The sequence below is a fragment of the Leeia sp. genome (genome assembly GCF_041909055.1).
GTDB classification, from domain to species: domain Bacteria; phylum Pseudomonadota; class Gammaproteobacteria; order Burkholderiales; family Leeiaceae; genus Leeia; species Leeia aquatica.
This window is the reverse complement of sequence record NZ_JAYREC010000006.1, coordinates 147,393-165,611: the sequence shown is the minus strand read 5'-3', so window position 1 is coordinate 165,611 and position 18,219 is coordinate 147,393. Positions and strand designations below refer to the sequence as shown.

The following is an 18,219-nucleotide window of genomic DNA, read 5'->3' as shown; positions in this document are numbered from 1 at the left end:
TGATAGACGAGTTCAATCTTGTCATGCAGTCGCGCAACCGCCAGCAAAGCACGGCTGGCAAAGGGGGGCGATGATGAGTGACATTGAACGCATCCGCGAAGCCCTGCAATTCATTGATCCAAGCGACCGCGAGATTTGGCTACGCATGGGCATGGCGATTAAGTCCGAACTTGCCGACGCGGGCTTTGACGTGTGGAAAGCCTGGAGCATGCAAGCCGAATCGTTCAATGCCAAGGATGCGCGCGACGTGTGGAAAAGTATCCGGGCGGGCGGCAAGGTGACTATCGGAACGCTGTTTTATGAGGCGAAGGCGAACGCCTGGCGCGGTGATGGAATGCAGCAGAAACCGACACCCGAAGAGCTTGCCGAACGGCGGCGCTTTGCAGCGGAACGGGGCGCACATGAGGAAGCCGAAATAAACCGAGAACGTGCCAACACGGCAAAGAAAGCGGCAGCGATTCTGAAAGCGGCGACCGAAGCGAAAGCCGATCATCCCTATCTTTCCCGTAAGCGGGTTTCCCCTGTGGCAACGCTGCGAGAGATTGATGCGGGAGCAGCAGCGGCGATCTTGGGCTATCCGCCGAAGTCGAGTGGCGACCTGTTGGTCGGGCGCTTGCTGGTTGTTCCAGTCAAGCAAGGCGATGGCATTTCAACGCTGGAACTGATTGACGGCGACAGGCGCAAGGCGGCATTGGCCGGACGCGGTAGCAAGTCGGGCGGGTATTGGGCCACCGAACGTCTGCCCGATGGCGATGGCACAGGCCTGATCCTGTTGATAGGTGAAGGGGTAGCGACCGTTCTGTCGGCAACGGCGGCAACCGGGAAGCCCGGAATTGCGGCGCTATCGTCGGGCAACTTGCCGACCGTGGCGAAGGCGATGCGCGAACGTTACCCGGCGGCGGCGCTGGTAATTTTGGCTGATCTGGTGAAGACAACCGGCGAACCTGATCCCCATGCCATCGAGGCCGCAAAAGTCGGCACTGGTAGGGTAGCAATCCCTGACTTTGGCACCGACCGCGATACCAGCCTGACGGACTTCAACGATATGGCCGTGACCTACGGGCAGGAAGCCGTAGTGGCTTGCATCGTGGATGCACAACCACCTGTAAAGGGTAAGCCTCAACCCGGCGAGGATGATGCGCCAGCGGATAATTCAGAGGGCAACGGCTGGCCTGATCCGCTCCCGCTGGCCGCGAAGGTGGAACCGGAACCCTATCCGCTGGATGCCCTGCCCCCGCCCATTCGGGCGGCGGTGGAAGAGGTGGCAGGCTTCGTCAAGGCACCTGTCCCAATGGTGGCATCGTCAGCACTGGCGGCACTGTCGCTGGCAATTCAGGCTCACGCGGATGCAAAGCGGGCGGAAAAATTGCATGGGCCGGTCGGTTTGTTCCTGCTGACCATTGCCGATTCTGGCGAGCGGAAATCAACCTGTGATGGCTTCTTTACCCGAGCGATCCGCGACTATGAGGAAGCCCAGGCGGAAGCGGCAAAGCCCGCTTTGAAAGACTACAAGGCGGCAATCGAGGCATGGGAAGCCAAGCGCTGCGGCGTCAAGGAAAAAATCCGCCAGCTTGCCAAGGACAATAAGCAGACGGTGGGCATGGAATCAGCCTTGCGCGATCTGGAATACGACAAGCCGGAGCCGCCCAGAATCCCCCGCCTGCTCTATGCCGATGCAACCCCCGAAGCACTGGCCTATGGACTGGCGAAACAATGGCCCTCCGGCGGCGTGGTATCTGCCGAAGCCGGGATTGTTTTCGGCTCGCATGGCATGGGCAAGGATTCAGTTATGCGGAATCTTGGACTGTTGAATCAACTATGGGATGGCACAAGCCTGACTATTGATCGGCGATCAACCGAGTCCTTCACGGTGCGCGGTGCGCGGCTGACAGTGGCCTTGCAGGTTCAGGAGCCGACCTTGCGCGAATTCTTTACCCGATCCGGGGCGCTGGCGCGTGGCACAGGTTTCCTTGCCCGCTTCCTTGTCGCGTGGCCCGAATCAACTCAAGGTCAACGGCCATTTACCGATCCCCCGGTGAACTGGCCGCACCTTGTCGCATTCCATCGGCGTATTGCCGCGATACTGGAACAACCCGCCCCTATTGATGAGGATGGCGCACTGACCCCGCTCATGCTGACCCTTGCCCCGGAAGCTAAAGCGGCATGGGTGGAATATCACAATGCAATCGAAGTCGAGCTATCGTGTGGCGGCGAACTTTACGACGTGCGGGACGTGGCAAGCAAATCCGCCGACAACGCAGCACGTCTGGCGGCTTTGTTCCAGATATTCGAGGGGGCGGGCGGCGCAATCGGGGCGGATGCTTTCGAGGGAGCAAGCCGAATCACGGCATGGCACCTGCACGAAGCCCGGCGCTTCTTTGGTGAGTTGGCGCTCCCGACGGAACTGGCGGACGCGGCACGGCTGGAGAGCTGGCTGATTGAGTATTGCCAGCGGGAGCAGACGCACATGGTAGGGAAAAATCACGTTCGCCAATATGGGCCATTGCGCGATGGGGGGCGGCTTGATGCGGCGATCCGCGAGCTTACCGAACTTGATCGTCTGCGATTGAGAAAGGACAGGAAGCGGCTGACGATTCACCTTAACCCGGCTCTGGTGGGGGTGGAGCCATGAGCCTATCCGCCCTGATTAAGAAACGCAGCACCGGGAACCTTGCTACCGCTATTCCTGCTATTTCTGCTACTCATCCCAAGGGGGAAGCGAGAACAGTAGCAAAAGTAGCAACTGTAGCAGTAGCAAACCCCATGGAAGAGAAAACCGCACCCTGGGCAAAAGTCTCTGCTGGAGATACGGCGACCTGTTCCCGCTGGTGGCTGATTCACTACTCCGACCGTGACTCGCTGCAATTGGCCTGCTGTCCCGAGGCGACCCATGCCGAGATTCTGGAGCAGCACTTGGATGCGGTAGTTGTGGAACCATTTACCCCAACCATCCGGCAACCACCGGCACCCCTAGACACCCGAGAAGAATCAGCAATTCGGGCATGGCTGGTGCTGATCGGGGAAACAGACCAGGCGACCATTGCTGAAGTAATCGGCCAGTGCCAGCGGGATGCCGATGCGAGGGAATACTTCACCAGGTGGGCGGCGTCGGAGTCGCCGAAGCTTGACCCATTCACCGATGATCGGCGGCGCTGTTCGCAATGCTTGAACCTGCGGGGGCGGGTTTGCACTATCGCCAAGCCAGGCGGGCTGGTGTCGTCAAATGTGGGCTATCGGCCTGTACTTGATACCCCGCAACGATGTGCTGGCTACCAGCCAACTTCAACTGACAATAATCAACAGCCAGGTATCGAACGCTGGCCCGGACTGATCCAGCAAGGTGGCGAATGATGGCGACCATTGATACAGAAACGACAAACGAGGCGGTACTGATTCAAGAGTTCTGCGACTCGAGGGAACCGATCTGTTATTTCATGGTGAAAGAAGCCGAATACACACCGGCCATTAAGGTGCAAACCGTGAGTGCATGAAACCGGACAGCATAGAAACAGGCGCAATGCAGCAACGGCAAGAGGTTCGGCAAGAAACAGCGAAAACGATACCGCATACTTGCCTAATGATTTCGGTAAATCTTGGAGAAAAAAGTCATGGGTGGCTTTGGAAGCGGGCGCTGGCAACACGCAAAGGACACGACCAGCGACATGCGGGCGCTAGATATTCGGCGGCTGCAACGTGACGGTCAGCTGACACCGGGTCGGGTCCTCGGCTGGCATTGGTCGCGCAACGGCGAAGAGGTGGCGTCAATTCAGATACGAACGGGAGTTGATCGCCTGATTCTCAACTACCGAAGCCGGAGCAATGGTGGAGAATGGCAACCGATGGAATATCCCGTCTATCTGGAATGGACACCCTGCAATTTTGGCGGGCGGCGGGTCTGGTTCCTTTGCCCGGCGAGAGGATGCGGGCGTCGTGTGGCGATTCTCTTCGGCGGGCCAATCTTTGCCTGTCGACGCTGTCACAAGCTGGCCTATCAGTGCCAGCGGGAAACGAATGGTGATCGAGCGATGCGACGGGCTGAGACTATCCGGCGGCGGCTTGGGTGGGAGCCTGGCATACTGAACGGTGAGGGCTGGAAGCCAAAGGGAATGCATTGGTGCACCTTTGAACGGCTGAAAGCCGAACATGATGCTTTTGCCAAGGCGTCATGGGCGGGCATAGCCGAACTGCTTGGGTTGATGATTGGGCATTGATTCGCTGATAACCCAGGATGCTGAATCGGTTTCGCAAAATCAGAAAGTCGGCGCAAGGGGGGTAATCTGGCAGAATAAGGGCATGACATTCAAAAAATGTGCCCATGTTCCATATTGAAACCATCACATCCAAGCAGTGGCGAAGCTTTGCGCCAGTTTGCTAGATTCTGTATCGACGGCTATGTCTGCAGCCAGTCGGACGGCGTTTCAGATACTACTGACAGGTATGCTCAGCTGGAAGGCGACCACTGCCCAAGCCGCAGTGGTTTCTTCCCCCACATTCGATGGCATCCAGCTCGCCGTCTGCCGTATCGACCTGCGGCAGGATCAGTTACGGACCTTCTGGCGTAACCCCCAAGGACATCCCTATGCCTCTCTGCCTGCGCTGGCCGCACAACTCAAGCCACAGGGTTTACAGCTGGTTTGTGCGGTGAATGCCGGCATTTATGAGCAATCGTTGCGGCCGCTGGGCTTGTATATTGAGCAGGGCAAGACCTGGCGGGAAGCCAACCCGAGGTCATCGGGTTAGGGCAATTTCTACATGCAGCCCAACGGGGTGTTCCTCGTGCATGCGGGGCGGGCAGAGATTGTCAGCACCCGTGCATGGCTCAAGCGCACGGACATGCAGCGTGCGGCGGTGCAGTATGCCACCCAGTCCGGACCGCTGTTGCTGGTGGATGGCAAAATCAACCCACAGTTTGACCCCGCGTCGCGTAACAAGACGGTGCGCAATGCGGTATGCGTGCAGGATGCGCAGACCGTATCGCTGGTGACGACTGGCACGCCAGTCAGCTTTTACCAGTTTGCCAGCCTGCTGCAGCAGCGTCTGGGCTGCCAGTCTGCGCTGTATCTGGATGGGGCCATTTCGACCTTCTACCCCGCGCCGTTTCTGACACCGCAGGTTCAGCTGGGACCGATGCTGGGGGTGGTTGCACCAGTCAGCCCGCCTTGATCTGGCGCAGCTACCGCCGTACGGTGTGCGACAGCGCGGGAACTTCGCGCTAGAATAGCTTTCTGAATCCAGGTATTTGAATGACAGGTTGTCGATCATGAAGCGCTTCCGCCCTTTGCGTCTTGCCGCACTTGCCTTGAGCACCAGCCTGCTGTTGGCATGCAGTCAGACGCCGACGGCGCCCGATGTCCAGTTCACCACCATCAAAGGTGAGCAGGGGCGCTTGTCACAGTTACGTGGCAAGGTGGTGCTGGTGAATTTCTGGGCGACCAGTTGTTCCGGCTGTGTGGCTGAGATGCCGAAAATGGTGGAGACCTACCAGAAGTATCACGGCAAGGGCTATGAGATGGTGGCGATGGCGATGAGCTATGACCGCCCGGACTATGTGATGAACTTTGCCCAGACCCGGCAACTGCCCTTCAAGGTCACGCTCGATACTGATGGCAAGCTGGTGGAGGCCTTCAGTGCCCAGTTTGGCCAGGTGATGGCCACCCCGACCACCTTCCTGATCGGCAAGGATGGCCGCCTGCTGCAGAAGTATGTGGGTGAGCCGGACTTTGCCGCCATGCATCAGCTGATCGAGCAAGAGCTGCAACGCAGCTGAGCAGACTATTCCGACATGGAAAAACGCGCCCTGGGGGCGCGTTTTTTATTGCCGGTCAGACCAGGCACAGCCGCGAAGTCGCAGCATCCAGCGTGGCATCCTGCTTGGCGAAGCAGAAGCGGATGATGCCATGGTCGGTGCCATCGGCATGGAAGGCAGAAAGCGGAATCACCGCCACCCCATGCTCACGCGTGAGCCACTGTGCAAACTCGGTATCCGGCATATCGCTGATCCGGTCATAGCGGGCCAGCTGGAAGTAGGTGCCTCGTGAGGGCAGCAGTTCAAAGCGGGATGTCGCCATGGCCGCCACAAAGCGATCGCGCTTGGCCTGATAGAACGCGGGCAGGGCCTGATAATGCGCGGGCGTTTGCAGATAGTTTGCCAGTGCATGTTGCATCGGGGTATTGACCGAGAACACCAGAAACTGGTGGACCCGGCGGAATTCCTGCATCCAGTCTGCCGGGCCTGCGCAGTAGCCAATTTTCCAGCCGGTAGCGTGGAAGGTCTTGCCGAACGAATACACCAGCATGCTGCGGGATGCCAGCAGAGGGTCACGGGCCAGACTCTGGTGCGCAGCGCCATCAAACACGATGTGTTCATAGACTTCGTCCGACAGCACATAGAGCTGTGGCCATTGCTGCAGCAGTGTACGAAGCTGCTGCAGGTCATCCGCACTGAGCATGGCGGTGCTGGGGTTGTTCGGGTTGTTGAGGATGAGCAGACGGGTGCGCGGGGTGATGCGGCGCTGGACCTCGGTCCAGTCGATCGCATACTGCGGCGGGCGCAGGCTGATACGCTGCTCGATACCCCCATTGAGGCGGATGGCCGGACCATAGCTGTCATACGCCGGTTCAAACAGCAGCACTTCGTCACCCGGCTGGATCAGCGCCGTGATGGCGGTATAGAGCGCTTGGGTGGCCCCGGCGGTGATGGTGATTTGATGCTCTGGATCGTAGGCGTGCCCATAGGCCGTTTCCAGCTTGCGTGCCAGAACCTCGCGCAGGCGCGGCAGGCCCGGCATCGGGGCATACTGATTGTGGCCGTCCTGCATGGCCTGAGTGACGGCCTGCAGCAACACAGGGTCACAGGGGAAATCCGGGAAACCCTGCGACAGATTGATGGCCCCATGCTGCTGCGCCAGCTGCGACATGACGGTGAAGATGGTGGTACCCACTCCGGGCAGTTTGGACTCCATGCGTGCTCCATGTATGGGGATGCCTCAGCATCCTGCGGTTTCACGTGAAACGACGAGGTTCAGCGCTTGCTGTCGGCAGCGCGCTGCAGGGTCAGCACAAAGCACACGCCGTCATCAATATTGCTGACAGCAATGGTACCGCCCATCTTGGCCATATAGGTCTTGGCGACAAACAGGCCCTGACCCCGGTTGCCGTTGGCGGCGGAGTCCAGCTGGTCAGACACCCCGTACTCGAACACCTTGTCCAGCATCTCGTCATCAATCGGTGGGCCCTGATTGTGGATGCTGACCGATACCGTGGTGGGGGTGGTCTGCAGGGTGATGGTGATGCGGCTGCCCTCCACCCGGTAGCGGGCGGCATTGCGCAGGATGTGCGATACCACGTCCTCCAGCGCGTATTCCTCAGCGCGAACCAGCAGCGGGTGAATGTCACCCACGTACCAGACGTTGTCCACCTCGATGAAGTGGGCATTGCTCGCCACATTATGCAGGAAGGCATTGAGGTCAATCACGTCCACATCCAGCGTGGTGGACTGGATCGCCTCGCTGGGCGAGGCACTGCCGTACAACACCCGCACCGCCTGCTGCATGCGGTTGATGTAGCGGTTGCTTTCGTTGTCATCGCTACCGTGCAGGGCCTTGAGCGATTGCAGCGGCGACATGATTTCATGGCCGACCGCATGCCACATGTCCTTTTCCTGCTCGGCGCGAATGCGCTCGCGGTTCAGGTCCTCCCGCACCCGTTGCAGCAGGTCACTCAGGCAGGCGGCCAGTACCCCCAGCTCATCGCTGCCGCGCAAGTCATTCAGGTCGAGCTGGGCCAGGCCATCGCCCAGGTGCATGGAACGGGATACCCGGTTGGCCCGTTGCTGCAGCACGATGATGCGGCGGATCAGGCTGGCCTCCATCAGCAGCCAGACCACGGCAATGGCGGTCAGCATCGCGGCCACCATCCAGGAAATGCGGGTGGCGACGCGCGACAGCGACTGGTTGACGGTACGCACATCACCGGTCAGCTTCAGCTCATAATTGCCGAGCGGGGTGGCAATCTCATCTTGCAGCACCAAGGGCGCATCGCCACCCTCCACCCGCAGCTCACCAATCAGCCGCTGGATCAGGGGGGAGGCGTCATTGTTGCTGTCGCTGCTGCCAATCAGGCAGTACGGTTTGTCATGGCTACCGGGCCGTGTGATTTGCAGGGTCTCGCCGGGCAACAGCAGCGGAGCCAGGTCATTCAGGCTGAACAGCGGGGTGGCCTGCGGGCGATTGCTGTCAAACAGTGGCAAACCTTCCCCGGGCGCCAAAACCTCGACGCGCACTTGCATCTGGGCCAGATCAGCCGGAGGCCACAGCGCTCGAGGTTGATGCAGCACATCCCCCTGCAACGCCGCAATCGGCAGGCGAACCGAGAAGAAACTGCGCTTGCTGCACACCGAGACGGGTGCGGGGTCGTCCTCTACGCAATAAGGTTCTTGCCAGATCCAGCCGCGGAATTCCTTGTCCGGCTTGGCATGAAGCAGCGGGCCACTGTTGCCGATGAAGCCGGTCAGGCGACCGCGCAGACCTTGGCCGGGTTTCTGCTGCTCGGACAGTTCAACCGGGGCGATCCATTGATAGGTTTGCCCCCGAACCTGAGCGGTGATACGCACCCGGTGCGCCATCTCCACCCACTTGTCCCCACGCGGGTGGTTTTGCAGGTCGGGGCTGGCGAAGCGGCCTGCCACATAGAAAAAGCCTCCTGCCCACGGCTTGTTGCCGATGGCCACGCAGGCCGCGCCGTTATCCGGGTACTGCACTAGGCAGCCGGACATTTCGATGCCTTGCTGCACCTTGCTCTGATCGTCGAAATCCAGCGCGGAGAACGGCAGCAACAGCGGGCGTAGCGGGGTGGGTTTGCTACTGGCCGCGGCCGGGTTGAGCAGGGCGAGTTGCCCGGAGGGGTGGCGCAGCCGTGCTACGATCTGGCCCAAGGTCTTGCGGAAGCCATTCTGGTAATTCTGGTAACTAAGTGCTTTTTCTTCACGCAGCACAAAGTAGGTCATGCCGAGGATGGCCAGCGCCAGCAGCAAGAATGAGCCGCGGAACAGCAGCCGCAGCCGGTAGCGCTTGGGGTGCAGTCGGGCGAGGAATTTCACGAATGGCGTGAGCCAGGCTCAACCCAGCGGAAGCCCCGCATCGGCACGTTCTCAATGCCATCAAAGCTGGGGTCAATCTCTCGGAAAGCGTCACGGATGGTGCTGACATGCTTGCGGATGTTGTCACGATTGCGCCCGCTCTTCACCACCATGAACAGGTCGTCGTAAGACACCACCTGCCCACGCTGCTGATACAGCGCAGACAGGATGCGCTGTGCCGTCAGCGGCAGGTTCACCCGCTGACCGCGCCAGGTGGGCGAGGTCTGGCGCAAGGGGTCGAGGTGCAGTTCATCCGGCGTTTGCGCGGCGGGCGCCTGCTGGCCTTCCTTGCGGGTGCGGGCGGCGCGTAGCATTTCCATGAAGGTATCGAGAAAATCGGCTTCCTCGAACGTGCTTTTCTGCAGGTAATCCCAGGCATCCAGCGCCTTCATGATGCTGCGGTAGATGGTGGCCGGCATGGCGGACACCACCAGCACCGGGGTGCCATGGTCCTTGTTGATCACATTGATGATGGCCACGCCAGCGTGGCGCTCACGGCCCAGCTCGATGTCGAGTACCACCAGATCGTAGTTCTCCCGGGTAATGGCCGCTTCGGCATCGTCACGGGTAAACCATTGATGGACAGTGATGCCCGGCTTGGCCGATTCGATCCACCCCCGCAGCTGGTTGCTGGTCGGGACATCATCTTCGATCAGTGCCACCTTGAACATGGCTGCTCCTGCATTTTTCAACATCATGACAGCGCATTATCCCGCATCCCGCGGGTTTTGCAGGGATATTGTGAAGATTTCTTCCGTCGTGTCGGCAAACAGGGTGGCTCACGAAAAGAACGCTCCTGCAGGCTGCATATGTTGTTATGGCAGCGGTTTTGCATGCTCCGGGCATGCTGCGGCATCATGCCGAACAGATAAAAACATCAGGGAGTCCATCATGATCATGCCTGCGCGCGAACTGCTCAATACCGTTCTGGCGTCCATCTGGCGTGCCGGTCTGGTCGGGGTGCTGCTGGGGGCGTTCTGCCTGTTGCTGGCGATGTCGTCCAGTGCGGCCACACAAACTGCTGAACGACCCGTTCAGTTCAGTGCGCCCACCCGCGCTGCCGAGTCGCAACGTGCGCCGCAAGTCGGGCGTGCGGTGGTGGCCCGCCCGGTGCAGTTCCGTTGCAGCGTCCATCTGGTATTTGTCTCCGCCTGCCTCAAGAGTGTGCGTTTGTAAGGTCGACCATTCAGGACACATGATCATGTTTCGCCACACCTACTTCCTGCATCTGAAGCCCACTGCGCGCTGGATCGGCATGAGTCCACTGGAACGCAGCCACTACATCGCGACCGAGCTGTTTCCGGTGTTTGCCCGCTTTCCCACCGTGATGATGCGCTTCTTTGATGGCGAGTATTACTCGCCCCAGGTGTGTGACGTGGTGATGCTGGAGACCAATGACCTGCCGGCCTATCACGCGCTGCTGGATGCGCTGGCGGCGTCCTCGCTGTCGGAGATGTGTGGCATTAGCCACATCATTCCGACGGTGGAGAGCAGCATGGAGAGTTATGAGGCCATGCCGGTCGGTTCTGAACAGCCCTTCTCGCTGGAAGAGAGTGTATGAAGCGCCGGATGATCAGTACCGCCAGCCTTGGCGGCGGAACCAGAATGCGACTACCCACAGCGGCCCGATCAGCAAGAACTGGACGTCTTGAAAGAAAGAGGGTTTCTTGCCTTCGAGCTTATGCCCGTAAAATTGCGCAATCCAGCTCAGCACAAACACGGCGGCCGCAATGGCTGCGACGGGCGCGCCCAGCGCTGCCAGCCCCCACCACGCTGCCAGCATGAGCGCGGTCATGACCGCCATGGCCAGAAACAGGGTGGGTGAGAGCCGCCAGTAGAACAGCAACGCCACCGCCATCAGCACGACAGCGCCATTGAGCAAGGGCAGGCCGGGCACATGCAGCAGCCACAAGAGGCCGAGCAGGCTCCACATGATCAGTGGGACACAAAGCCAGTGAATGCGCTTGTTGACCGGGTTTTGATGGCTGCTGCCATACTGGTCCAACCAAAGCTGTACGGGTTGCATGTGGCTGTCTCTTCACGGGCGGGTTTCATGATGAACCCTGATTCTGTTTTGAATCAGACTAGCATGCTTTTCCGGATGCGAACAGTCGTTCAAGTTAGCGTGTGCAGGGTATCCCACAGCAGTTTGGTAATCAGCACACTGACCAGTGCAATGAATAACTTGCGGATCAGCTGATTACCGTAGCGGATGGCAATATGGCTACCCAGCCAGGCACCGGCAATATTGGCGGTCGCCATCGCCAACCCCAGTTGCCACAGGATGTTGCCGGTGAGGCCAAACAGGATGACAGAGGCAACATTGGATGCCAGATTCACCAGTTTGGTACTGGCCGAGGCGTGCAGAAAGTCGAAACCAAATACCCGGATGAAGGCAAACAGCAAGAAGGTGCCGGTACCAGGCCCAAAGAAGCCGTCATACAGGCCAATGCTGCCGCCGGTCAGCAGTGCCAGCCAGACGGTCCAGCGGCCATGGTCATGAGGCTGGTGATCACGGCCGAACTGTTTGTTGCGTAAGGTATAAGCAGCCACCAGCAAGAGCAGCGTCACCACCAGCGGGCGCATCACCTCCTTGGGCAGTCGCCGGGCCAGCCAGGCACCGACAAAAGCCAGTACGAATGAGCCGATGACAGCGGGCAGGGTAACCCGCCAGTCAATATTGACCTTGCGGGCATAGCGGCTGGCCGCCAGCAGGGTGCCAAAGCTGGAGGACAGCTTGTTGGTACCGAGCAGGGTGGCCGGGATTTCTCTCGGGAAAATGCCGAACAGGGCAGGGACTTGCACCAGACCGCCACCCCCCACCGCCGCGTCGATCAGCCCGGCCGTAAACGCCGCCAGCAGAATCAAAACCAGTGACCACCATTCCATGGTCGGTGCTCCAGAGGCAAAGAGACATTGTAACGGCTGTCAAACTTGCCCGTATGCAACAGATGACATTAGAAATAAGCGCTACAATGAAAAAATGACCTGCGTATGACAGGGGGTGATATGGCCTTACAGCCTGTAGCAGGGCCGCAGCTGATCCAGTTTGAGGAGTTAAGCGCGCTGATCGTGGAGGATAACCTCGCCATGCGCGGTACGCTCAAGTCCATGCTGAACGGCTTTGAGCTTAACAAGCTGGAGTTTGCCCAACGTGCGGCGGAGGCACGCAAGAAAATCGCTGCCCGACAGTTCGACCTGATCCTGTGCGACTACATGCTGGACATGGATGGCATGAACGGGCAGGAGCTGCTGGAGGAGTTGCGGCTCACCAAGCTGCTGTCGCTGGACACCATCTTTGTGATGATCACCGCCGAGCGCATGTATGAAAAGGTGGTGGCGACCGCCGAATACGGCCCGGATGATTACATCATCAAGCCCTTTTCGCCGGATGTCCTGAAGCTGCGCTTGTCTCGTGCCATTGAGCGCAAGCAGGCGCTGGCGGAGGTCAATCGCTGCATCGACCAGCGCGATGTCATGGCGGCCCTGCAGGCGTGTGAAGCGGGGCTCAAGCAAGCTCCCCGCTTTGCGGTGGATTTTCTGCGGCTCAAAGCGGAATTGCTGCTGCAGCAAGAGCGCCACGAAGAAGCGCAGACCATTTATCAGGACATCCTCAAGCACAAGGCGGTACCGTGGGCGCGCTACGGCATGGCGCAGATCCTGCGGGCGACCGGTCAGCTGGAAGAGGCGGAAGCCGAGCTGGCCGCCCTGGTGGCAGACAACCCGCTGTTCTTGCGTGCCTACGACTCCCTGGCCAAAGTACAGCGCAGCCGGGGCGACGGCACGGCGGCCCAGGCCACCTTGCAAAAGGCGGCGGACAAATCGGTCAGCATTGCCCGTATCTCGGAAATCGGCGACCTGGCCAGACAGAATGGTGATCTGCTGACAGCCGAAATCATGCTGGCCAAGACCGTCAGCCGAGCCGGTGTGTCGGACATCGTCAATGCCGACCATGTACTGGCGCTGGCGGCGGTCAAGACTGAACTGGGCAAGCCGGATGAAGCCCTGCAGGTGCTGGCTGGGGCCAAGCGCTCCATGCCGGGGGGCGGCATGAGTCTGACGGCCGCGGTGGTAGAGTCCCGTATCTATGCTGAAAAAGGTAATCTGGAACATGCGCGCAGCATGCTGGACAAGGCGCTGGGCATTCTGAATCGCGATGAGCTGACCATCAGCCAGGAGCTGGCCCCTGAGCTGATCTCGGCCTGTTTGCTGACCAATCACCCGGATACCTTTGCCTTGGCGCAGCGCATCCTCGAGCAGCATTCGGACGAAGCCTTGCGCGAACAGCTGCAGCGGCTGTTTACCCGGCATGGTCACCCGACCGCGTTTGCCAATGCCTCGGAAGAGGCGCTGAAAGCGGTGACCCGTATCAACAACGAAGGGGTACAGGCAGCCAGCCGCCGTGACTTCGCCACTGCAGTCAAGCTGATGAGTGATGCCTATATGCGCATGCCGGGTAACAGCCGGATTGGCATTAACCTGTGCAAGATCCTGTTGGCTGCATTGGAGATGGAAGGATTTTCCACCCAGTATGCGCATCAAGCGGAGGACATTGTGGCCCGGCTGATGTCCATGCAGGAACAAAGCACCCGGGAACAGGCGCAGGCCATCAAGCAGAAATTGCTGGGTATCCTGCAGAAGCAGGGGGCGTTATGGCGCAATTGATCCATGCACTGCTGGCATCAGCCGTGCACGAAAACAAGAACCTGATGCAAACGGTACTGGCGCATATTGAGCAACTGACCCAGGACCCTCGTGCCAGCGATCTGCAAGATGAGCTGCAGGTGTTGCGACGACAGGCCACCCGACTGGTAGACAGTTCACTGGAAGTGCTGGCGATCTATCACGCAGGACTGGATGCGGATGATTTCCGGCTGGATTACAACACCGTCCCGCTGGAGGAATGGCTGCTGGAGCTGCAGGCGGAAGCACAGGAGATCATTGGCGAGCGCCCGCTACAGCTCGAGGCCCTCATGGACAGTGAGGTGCCGCTGTACTGGATATTCGACGCCAGCCTGCTACGGCTGGCCTTGCGCAATGGCCTGCATAACGCGGCCGATTTTGCCCGCAGCCGTATCCGTCTCACCCTGACCTTGCTTGAAGGCCGACTGTGCATCAGCATCGAAGACGATGGCGTGCACTATGGCAATACCGACCGGGGCCCGTCGCGCCCGGCGGCGTCCGGAATCGGGCTGCTATTGGCCGACACCCTGCTGCGTGCGCATCACGACAAGGAGAGTGGCCGCCACGGTGAAATCCGGCTGGAACGCGCCCCCGAGCTGGGTGGCGGCGCGTTCCGTTGCCTGTTGCCCTGACCCGCTGCTCAGCTGAAGCGGGCCTCGGCCATGCGGTCCGCAGCCAGGCGGGTTGAAATGCCCTCGCGGTCTGCCGTGGCAAAGACCTCCGCCAGCGTCTGCTTGATGGCCAGCACGCGGCCTTCCACGCTGTCGGCCGGTTCACGGTAGTACTCGGCGCACACCTTGATGATGCCGCCTGCGTTGATCACATAGTCCGGCGCGTACAGGATGCCCGCCTCACGCAGCTGCTCACCCAGGTCGTCGGTGGCCAGCTGGTTATTGGCCGCCCCCGCCACCACTTTGCAGCGCAGGCGCGGCAGGCTGGACGGGTTGATGACCGCCCCCAGTGCGCACGGCGCAAACACCTCAGCTTCAGCCGCCACAATGTCATCCACACTGCTGATGCGGGCACCAAATGCCTCTGCGGCCCGTTGGGTACGGCTCGGGTCAATGTCTGCCACAATCAAACGGGCACCGGCCTCATGCAGCTGACGGGCCAGATCAAAGCCCACATGGCCCAGGCCCTGGATGGCCACGGTCAGACCTTGCAGCCGGTCGACACCCAGCTGGTGCTGAACGGCGGCTTCAATGCCCACCCTCACGCCGAGTGCGGTAGCCGGGGAAGGATCACCCCGTCCAGGCTCACCTTCGAGTCCGGCCACAAAGCGGGTGCGCTGATGGACGGATTGCATGTCCGCCGGGCTGGTGCCCACGTCTTCGGCCGTGATGTAGCGCCCACCCAGCTGGTCGATGGCCTTGCCGAGCGCGGCAAACAGGGCCGGTGTTTTGGCGGTTTTGCTGTCACCGATGATGACCGCCTTGCCACCACCAATGGGCAGGCCCGCCATGGCGTTCTTGTACGTCATGCCGCGCGACAGGCGCAAAGCGTCGGTTGCGGCAGTGACACTGTCGGCATACGGCCACATGCGGCAGCCACCCATGGCCGGGCCGCGCCCGGTATGGTGAATCGCGATGATGGCGCGCAAGCCACTGTTGCGGTCGCTGACGAATACCACCTGCTCGTGTTGATCAAAATCGGGTAATTCAAAGAGGCTCATGCCGACCTCCGCACATTCAGGGCGAAGCGCCGACCGCCGCAGCAAGCGGCTGGGGGGATGCAAAACATGGACAGACTCCGAAACGATCCGTTATCAGGTCAACCGGGCGCGCACAGGCACAGTGCAATCATGCGTCCGGGGCAAGGTGTGGCAACTTGTGGTCACCACAGGCGCATGATAACTGCGATATCCGGGCTTGGGGAATCCGCACAAACCGCTACTGCAGGTAGCGCATCGGGTCGATCTTCCATTTTGCCGGGTCTTCATGGCTGAGGATGCGGTCTGCTCCGCCTTTACCCATCGGCTTGGACAGGTCGATTTCCTGAACCGGGATGAAGGTGTTGGACTTGATACTGAAGAAGACTTTCACCCGGGGAGCCAGCATATTGCTCTCATGCAGTTCGGTCACCACCCCCACCCGCCCGCTTTCCAGCCGCACCAGGGTGCCTACTGGATAGATACCGATGGTGCGCATGAAGGCCTGCATCAGCTTGGGGTTGAAGTGGAATTTGCTCCACTCCCACATTTTCTTGAGGGCTTCGGCAGGGGGAATGCCTTTGTGGTAGCAGCGGTCTGCGGTGATGGCGTCATAGACATCCACAATGGCGGCCATCTGCGCCAAGGTATGGATCTGGTCGCCCGGCAGTTTGTCCGGGTAGCCGCTACCATCCATCCGCTCATGATGGTGCAGGGTAATGTCGAGCGGGATATCGCCCACACCCTGGGTTTCCAGCAAGATGGCGTGCCCGTCGGATGGATGGCGCTTGATGATCTCGAACTCTTCATCGGTCAACCGGCCTGGTTTGTTCAGCACCTCATCCGGTACTTTCATCTTGCCGGTATCGTGCAGCAGGCCGCCAATGCCGGCCTGGCGGGTGGTTTCGGTATCAATGCCAACTGCCTTGCAGAAGGTGACCATCAAGGTGCAGACGCTGACCGAGTGCAGGAAGGTGTAATCATCCTTGGTCTTGAGGCGCAGCAGACTGGTCAGTGCGCCGCCATTGCGCATCAGGGAGGAGGTGATGTCTTCGACCAGGGGCTCGACATTCTCCATATTGATGGCCTTGCCCAGCCGTACATCCTGCATCACCGAGCGGACAATGCGAGTGGCCTGATGGCGGATCTTCTTGGCGCGCTCCATTTCTGCCGCCACGCTGACCTGGATGACTGGAACCGGTTCCTGTGCCGCCTCCAGCATTTCCGCCTGCAGCTGAGCGTTGACCTCATCCATGGTGGGGGCGTCCGACACATCCAGCCCTTTGTCGGTGTCAATGTAGAGCTCGTGGATACCGGCATCGCGGATCTTCTGGATCTCGGCTTCGGTTTTCAGCGGGAACTGGTTGCGGACAAAGGGGTGAGACATCCAGTCACAAATCAGATCATGTACATACATGCCGGGCTTGATTTGTTCTACGGTGATTTTCTTCAGCATGGTCAGTTAGTCCGAAACATCGCTGGGGAACCATTCCGCCTGGGCAGGCCTGTGACCGTCGGTGAATCCCGAACGACAGGCAAAAAAGAACGGTAGAGTCTAAAGAGGGAGGGCAGCTGACTCTACCGCCATTTAAACGCACTACCGAGGAGAACCTGAATTCAGCATAGACTACCCGGCATCGGTTTGCCGCATTTTCTGCATCGCCCACTGGTTAAAAATTTCAACCCAGCGACGGGAAAACTGGCTGCCACTGCAGGCATTGATTTCGGACACGGCACGCAACAAAGAGCGGCCATGCTCGCGGTCAGCACGCGGATTGGTCATGGCGTAGTAGGCATCGACCAAGGCAAGCAGCTTGCCCCCTTCGCACAGACGCTCTTCCTTCAGGCCAAAGGGGTAGCCCTTGCCATTGACCCACTCATGGTGTTGCGCCACCATCTCGGCAGCATCCAGCCAGTAAGGCATGCGGTATAACAATTCACTGGCCTGCTGTACATGGTTGCGGATGCCGTCGATCTCACTCTCGTCCAGCTTGCCGATCTTTTGCACCATGGCTTCGGGTAGCAAGGCCATGCCGAGGTCATGTACATAAATGGCAATGGCCAGCTGGGTGGGGTCAACCGGGCGCCCCGCCAGCCGGTTCAGCTCCATCGCCAGATTGATTTGCAGGTTGGTGCGGTCGGTCCAGTAGGGGTTCTTTGCATCCAGCGCCAGCGCCAGGCTGCGGAAGAATTCCAGATCCCCTTCCAGGTCCTGTGGAAACAGGTGACGCATCTCTACCGGTGCGGGACGGCTGGGGGCGGGCTTCTCGTAGTGACCGGAAATCAGCGACAGCACCGCTTGCGCGGCCTCATCGACATGAGGCTGCCGGGCCTCGGCCAGCCGATTGAGGCCTGCCTCGATCAGCTCGGGCTGATGACCGGCCAGAGTATGTACATTGGCCAGCTGGATGGCCATTTCGCGCAACCGGTCCAGTGACAGCAGCAAGGCTTCGGCCACCAGGGCAGTGCAGGAGAAGTGCTGCTCCTTCATGGCCGCCAGCACGTTCTCGATGGCATGGCCAAACTGGGTCAAGGTCTGGCTTTGGCACATGGCAAAGTTACCCTTGATCGAGTGAACCTCGCGGAACACGTCCCGCAGCAGCTCCAGATGCCCCGGATCATGTACCAGCAGGTTCAAGTCTCGCTCAATATGCTCGACCGCCTCCGCCATCAGGTCGATCACCTCCGGCAACAGGGCAAAATTGGTGCGCGAGTAGTCCATGAGAAGCTTCCCGGTCACAGTAAACGGCAT

Annotated in this window: 18 protein-coding genes; 10 read left to right on the top strand and 8 right to left on the bottom strand. The window is 59.9% G+C overall.

Annotated features, from left to right (window positions below):
- Nucleotides 1-73 precede the first annotated feature (73 nt).
- The 6 genes from ACE3O2_RS15390 (at nt 74) to ACE3O2_RS15365 (ending at nt 5,767) form a co-directional block, all read left to right on the top strand.
- On the top strand, nt 74-2,632 hold the full coding sequence (locus ACE3O2_RS15390; RefSeq protein WP_374338970.1) for a DUF3987 domain-containing protein: 2,559 nt from the start codon (nt 74-76) through the stop codon (nt 2,630-2,632).
- Nucleotides 2,629-3,351, top strand: a complete 723-nt coding sequence (locus ACE3O2_RS15385; RefSeq protein WP_374338968.1) for a hypothetical protein — start codon at nt 2,629-2,631, stop codon at nt 3,349-3,351. The genes ACE3O2_RS15390 and ACE3O2_RS15385 overlap by 4 nt, the downstream gene beginning before the upstream one ends.
- A gap of 257 nt (nt 3,352-3,608) precedes the next feature.
- Nucleotides 3,609-4,211 carry a hypothetical protein gene (locus ACE3O2_RS15380; protein WP_374338966.1) on the top strand — a complete coding sequence of 201 codons (603 nt, stop codon included), beginning with the start codon at nt 3,609-3,611 and terminating at the stop codon, nt 4,209-4,211.
- Between the two features lie 226 nt (nt 4,212-4,437).
- Nucleotides 4,438-4,740, top strand: a complete 303-nt coding sequence (locus ACE3O2_RS15375; protein ID WP_374338964.1) for a hypothetical protein — start codon at nt 4,438-4,440, stop codon at nt 4,738-4,740.
- 12 nt (nt 4,741-4,752) lie between these two features.
- Nucleotides 4,753-5,163 carry a phosphodiester glycosidase family protein gene (locus ACE3O2_RS15370; RefSeq protein WP_374338963.1) on the top strand — a complete coding sequence of 137 codons (411 nt, stop codon included), beginning with the start codon at nt 4,753-4,755 and terminating at the stop codon, nt 5,161-5,163.
- A gap of 97 nt (nt 5,164-5,260) precedes the next feature.
- A complete protein-coding gene (locus tag ACE3O2_RS15365; RefSeq protein WP_374338962.1) occupies nt 5,261-5,767 on the top strand; it encodes a peroxiredoxin family protein in 507 nt (168 codons plus the stop codon).
- 55 nt (nt 5,768-5,822) lie between these two features.
- On the opposite strand, the gene ACE3O2_RS15360 is transcribed toward ACE3O2_RS15365, so the two are convergent.
- From ACE3O2_RS15360 to ACE3O2_RS15350, 3 genes are read right to left on the bottom strand one after another with little or no spacing between them, the layout of a single operon-like run.
- Nucleotides 5,823-6,962, bottom strand: coding sequence for a methionine aminotransferase (locus tag ACE3O2_RS15360; RefSeq protein ID WP_374338960.1), 1,140 nt, complete (start codon nt 6,960-6,962; stop codon nt 5,823-5,825).
- Nucleotides 6,963-7,021: 59 nt separating this feature from the next.
- Nucleotides 7,022-9,097: a sensor histidine kinase gene (locus ACE3O2_RS15355; RefSeq protein ID WP_374338959.1), complete on the bottom strand. Its 2,076-nt coding sequence runs from the start codon at nt 9,095-9,097 to the stop codon at nt 7,022-7,024.
- The gene (locus tag ACE3O2_RS15350) at nt 9,094-9,807 is read right to left on the bottom strand and encodes a response regulator transcription factor (protein ID WP_374338957.1); all 714 of its coding nucleotides are present in this window, start codon (nt 9,805-9,807) and stop codon (nt 9,094-9,096) included. The genes ACE3O2_RS15355 and ACE3O2_RS15350 overlap by 4 nt, the downstream gene beginning before the upstream one ends.
- A 220-nt stretch (nt 9,808-10,027) precedes the next feature.
- Between ACE3O2_RS15350 and ACE3O2_RS15345 the strand changes: the two genes are divergently transcribed.
- Together ACE3O2_RS15345 and ACE3O2_RS15340 are read left to right on the top strand one after the other, a co-directional pair.
- Nucleotides 10,028-10,312: a hypothetical protein gene (locus ACE3O2_RS15345; RefSeq protein WP_374338955.1), complete on the top strand. Its 285-nt coding sequence runs from the start codon at nt 10,028-10,030 to the stop codon at nt 10,310-10,312.
- 25 nt (nt 10,313-10,337) lie between these two features.
- Nucleotides 10,338-10,697, top strand: coding sequence for a darcynin family protein (locus ACE3O2_RS15340; RefSeq protein WP_374338953.1), 360 nt, complete (start codon nt 10,338-10,340; stop codon nt 10,695-10,697).
- A gap of 12 nt (nt 10,698-10,709) precedes the next feature.
- On the opposite strand, the gene ACE3O2_RS15335 is transcribed toward ACE3O2_RS15340, so the two are convergent.
- Complete coding sequence (locus ACE3O2_RS15335) at nt 10,710-11,162, bottom strand: DUF962 domain-containing protein (protein WP_374338951.1); 453 nt, start codon at nt 11,160-11,162, stop codon at nt 10,710-10,712.
- Between the two features lie 89 nt (nt 11,163-11,251).
- Complete coding sequence (locus ACE3O2_RS15330; RefSeq protein ID WP_374338949.1) at nt 11,252-12,025, bottom strand: sulfite exporter TauE/SafE family protein; 774 nt, start codon at nt 12,023-12,025, stop codon at nt 11,252-11,254.
- A gap of 120 nt (nt 12,026-12,145) precedes the next feature.
- On the opposite strand from ACE3O2_RS15330, the gene ACE3O2_RS15325 reads away from it, so the two are divergent.
- Together ACE3O2_RS15325 and ACE3O2_RS15320 are read left to right on the top strand one after the other, a co-directional pair.
- Entirely contained in the window at nt 12,146-13,801 is a 1,656-nt protein-coding gene (locus ACE3O2_RS15325) for a response regulator (protein WP_374338947.1), read from the top strand.
- Nucleotides 13,789-14,451: a sensor histidine kinase gene (locus ACE3O2_RS15320; protein WP_374338945.1), complete on the top strand. Its 663-nt coding sequence runs from the start codon at nt 13,789-13,791 to the stop codon at nt 14,449-14,451. Before ACE3O2_RS15325 ends, ACE3O2_RS15320 begins: the two co-directional genes overlap by 13 nt.
- An 8-nt stretch (nt 14,452-14,459) precedes the next feature.
- Here the strand turns inward: ACE3O2_RS15320 and ACE3O2_RS15315 are convergent, their stop codons facing one another.
- From ACE3O2_RS15315 to ACE3O2_RS15305, 3 genes are all read right to left on the bottom strand, one after another.
- Nucleotides 14,460-15,491 carry a Glu/Leu/Phe/Val dehydrogenase dimerization domain-containing protein gene (locus ACE3O2_RS15315; RefSeq protein ID WP_374338943.1) on the bottom strand — a complete coding sequence of 344 codons (1,032 nt, stop codon included), beginning with the start codon at nt 15,489-15,491 and terminating at the stop codon, nt 14,460-14,462.
- A gap of 217 nt (nt 15,492-15,708) precedes the next feature.
- Nucleotides 15,709-16,923 carry an HD-GYP domain-containing protein gene (locus ACE3O2_RS15310; RefSeq protein ID WP_374338941.1) on the bottom strand — a complete coding sequence of 405 codons (1,215 nt, stop codon included), beginning with the start codon at nt 16,921-16,923 and terminating at the stop codon, nt 15,709-15,711.
- 171 nt (nt 16,924-17,094) lie between these two features.
- Complete coding sequence (locus ACE3O2_RS15305; protein ID WP_374338939.1) at nt 17,095-18,189, bottom strand: HD domain-containing phosphohydrolase; 1,095 nt, start codon at nt 18,187-18,189, stop codon at nt 17,095-17,097.
- Nucleotides 18,190-18,219: the final 30 nt, after the last annotated feature.

What these genes read in the sequence shown, in the direction of transcription:
- ACE3O2_RS15365 (WP_374338962.1), top strand. Translation starts at nt 5,261, where the DNA reads ATGAAGCGCTTCCGCCCTTTGCGTCTTGCCGCACTTGCCTTGAGCACC.
- ACE3O2_RS15325 (WP_374338947.1), top strand. Translation starts at nt 12,146, where the DNA reads ATGGCCTTACAGCCTGTAGCAGGGCCGCAGCTGATCCAGTTTGAGGAG.
- ACE3O2_RS15335 (WP_374338951.1), bottom strand. Translation starts at nt 11,162, where the DNA reads ATGCAACCCGTACAGCTTTGGTTGGACCAGTATGGCAGCAGCCATCAA.
- ACE3O2_RS15315 (WP_374338943.1), bottom strand. Translation starts at nt 15,491, where the DNA reads ATGAGCCTCTTTGAATTACCCGATTTTGATCAACACGAGCAGGTGGTA.
- ACE3O2_RS15345 (WP_374338955.1), top strand. Translation starts at nt 10,028, where the DNA reads ATGATCATGCCTGCGCGCGAACTGCTCAATACCGTTCTGGCGTCCATC.
- ACE3O2_RS15350 (WP_374338957.1), bottom strand. Translation starts at nt 9,807, where the DNA reads ATGTTCAAGGTGGCACTGATCGAAGATGATGTCCCGACCAGCAACCAG.
- ACE3O2_RS15305 (WP_374338939.1), bottom strand. Translation starts at nt 18,189, where the DNA reads ATGGACTACTCGCGCACCAATTTTGCCCTGTTGCCGGAGGTGATCGAC.
- ACE3O2_RS15360 (WP_374338960.1), bottom strand. Translation starts at nt 6,962, where the DNA reads ATGGAGTCCAAACTGCCCGGAGTGGGTACCACCATCTTCACCGTCATG.
- ACE3O2_RS15310 (WP_374338941.1), bottom strand. Translation starts at nt 16,923, where the DNA reads ATGCTGAAGAAAATCACCGTAGAACAAATCAAGCCCGGCATGTATGTA.
- ACE3O2_RS15390 (WP_374338970.1), top strand. Translation starts at nt 74, where the DNA reads ATGAGTGACATTGAACGCATCCGCGAAGCCCTGCAATTCATTGATCCA.
- ACE3O2_RS15340 (WP_374338953.1), top strand. Translation starts at nt 10,338, where the DNA reads ATGTTTCGCCACACCTACTTCCTGCATCTGAAGCCCACTGCGCGCTGG.
- ACE3O2_RS15370 (WP_374338963.1), top strand. Translation starts at nt 4,753, where the DNA reads ATGCAGCCCAACGGGGTGTTCCTCGTGCATGCGGGGCGGGCAGAGATT.
- ACE3O2_RS15320 (WP_374338945.1), top strand. Translation starts at nt 13,789, where the DNA reads ATGGCGCAATTGATCCATGCACTGCTGGCATCAGCCGTGCACGAAAAC.
- ACE3O2_RS15380 (WP_374338966.1), top strand. Translation starts at nt 3,609, where the DNA reads ATGGGTGGCTTTGGAAGCGGGCGCTGGCAACACGCAAAGGACACGACC.
- ACE3O2_RS15375 (WP_374338964.1), top strand. Translation starts at nt 4,438, where the DNA reads ATGCTCAGCTGGAAGGCGACCACTGCCCAAGCCGCAGTGGTTTCTTCC.
- ACE3O2_RS15385 (WP_374338968.1), top strand. Translation starts at nt 2,629, where the DNA reads ATGAGCCTATCCGCCCTGATTAAGAAACGCAGCACCGGGAACCTTGCT.
- ACE3O2_RS15330 (WP_374338949.1), bottom strand. Translation starts at nt 12,025, where the DNA reads ATGGAATGGTGGTCACTGGTTTTGATTCTGCTGGCGGCGTTTACGGCC.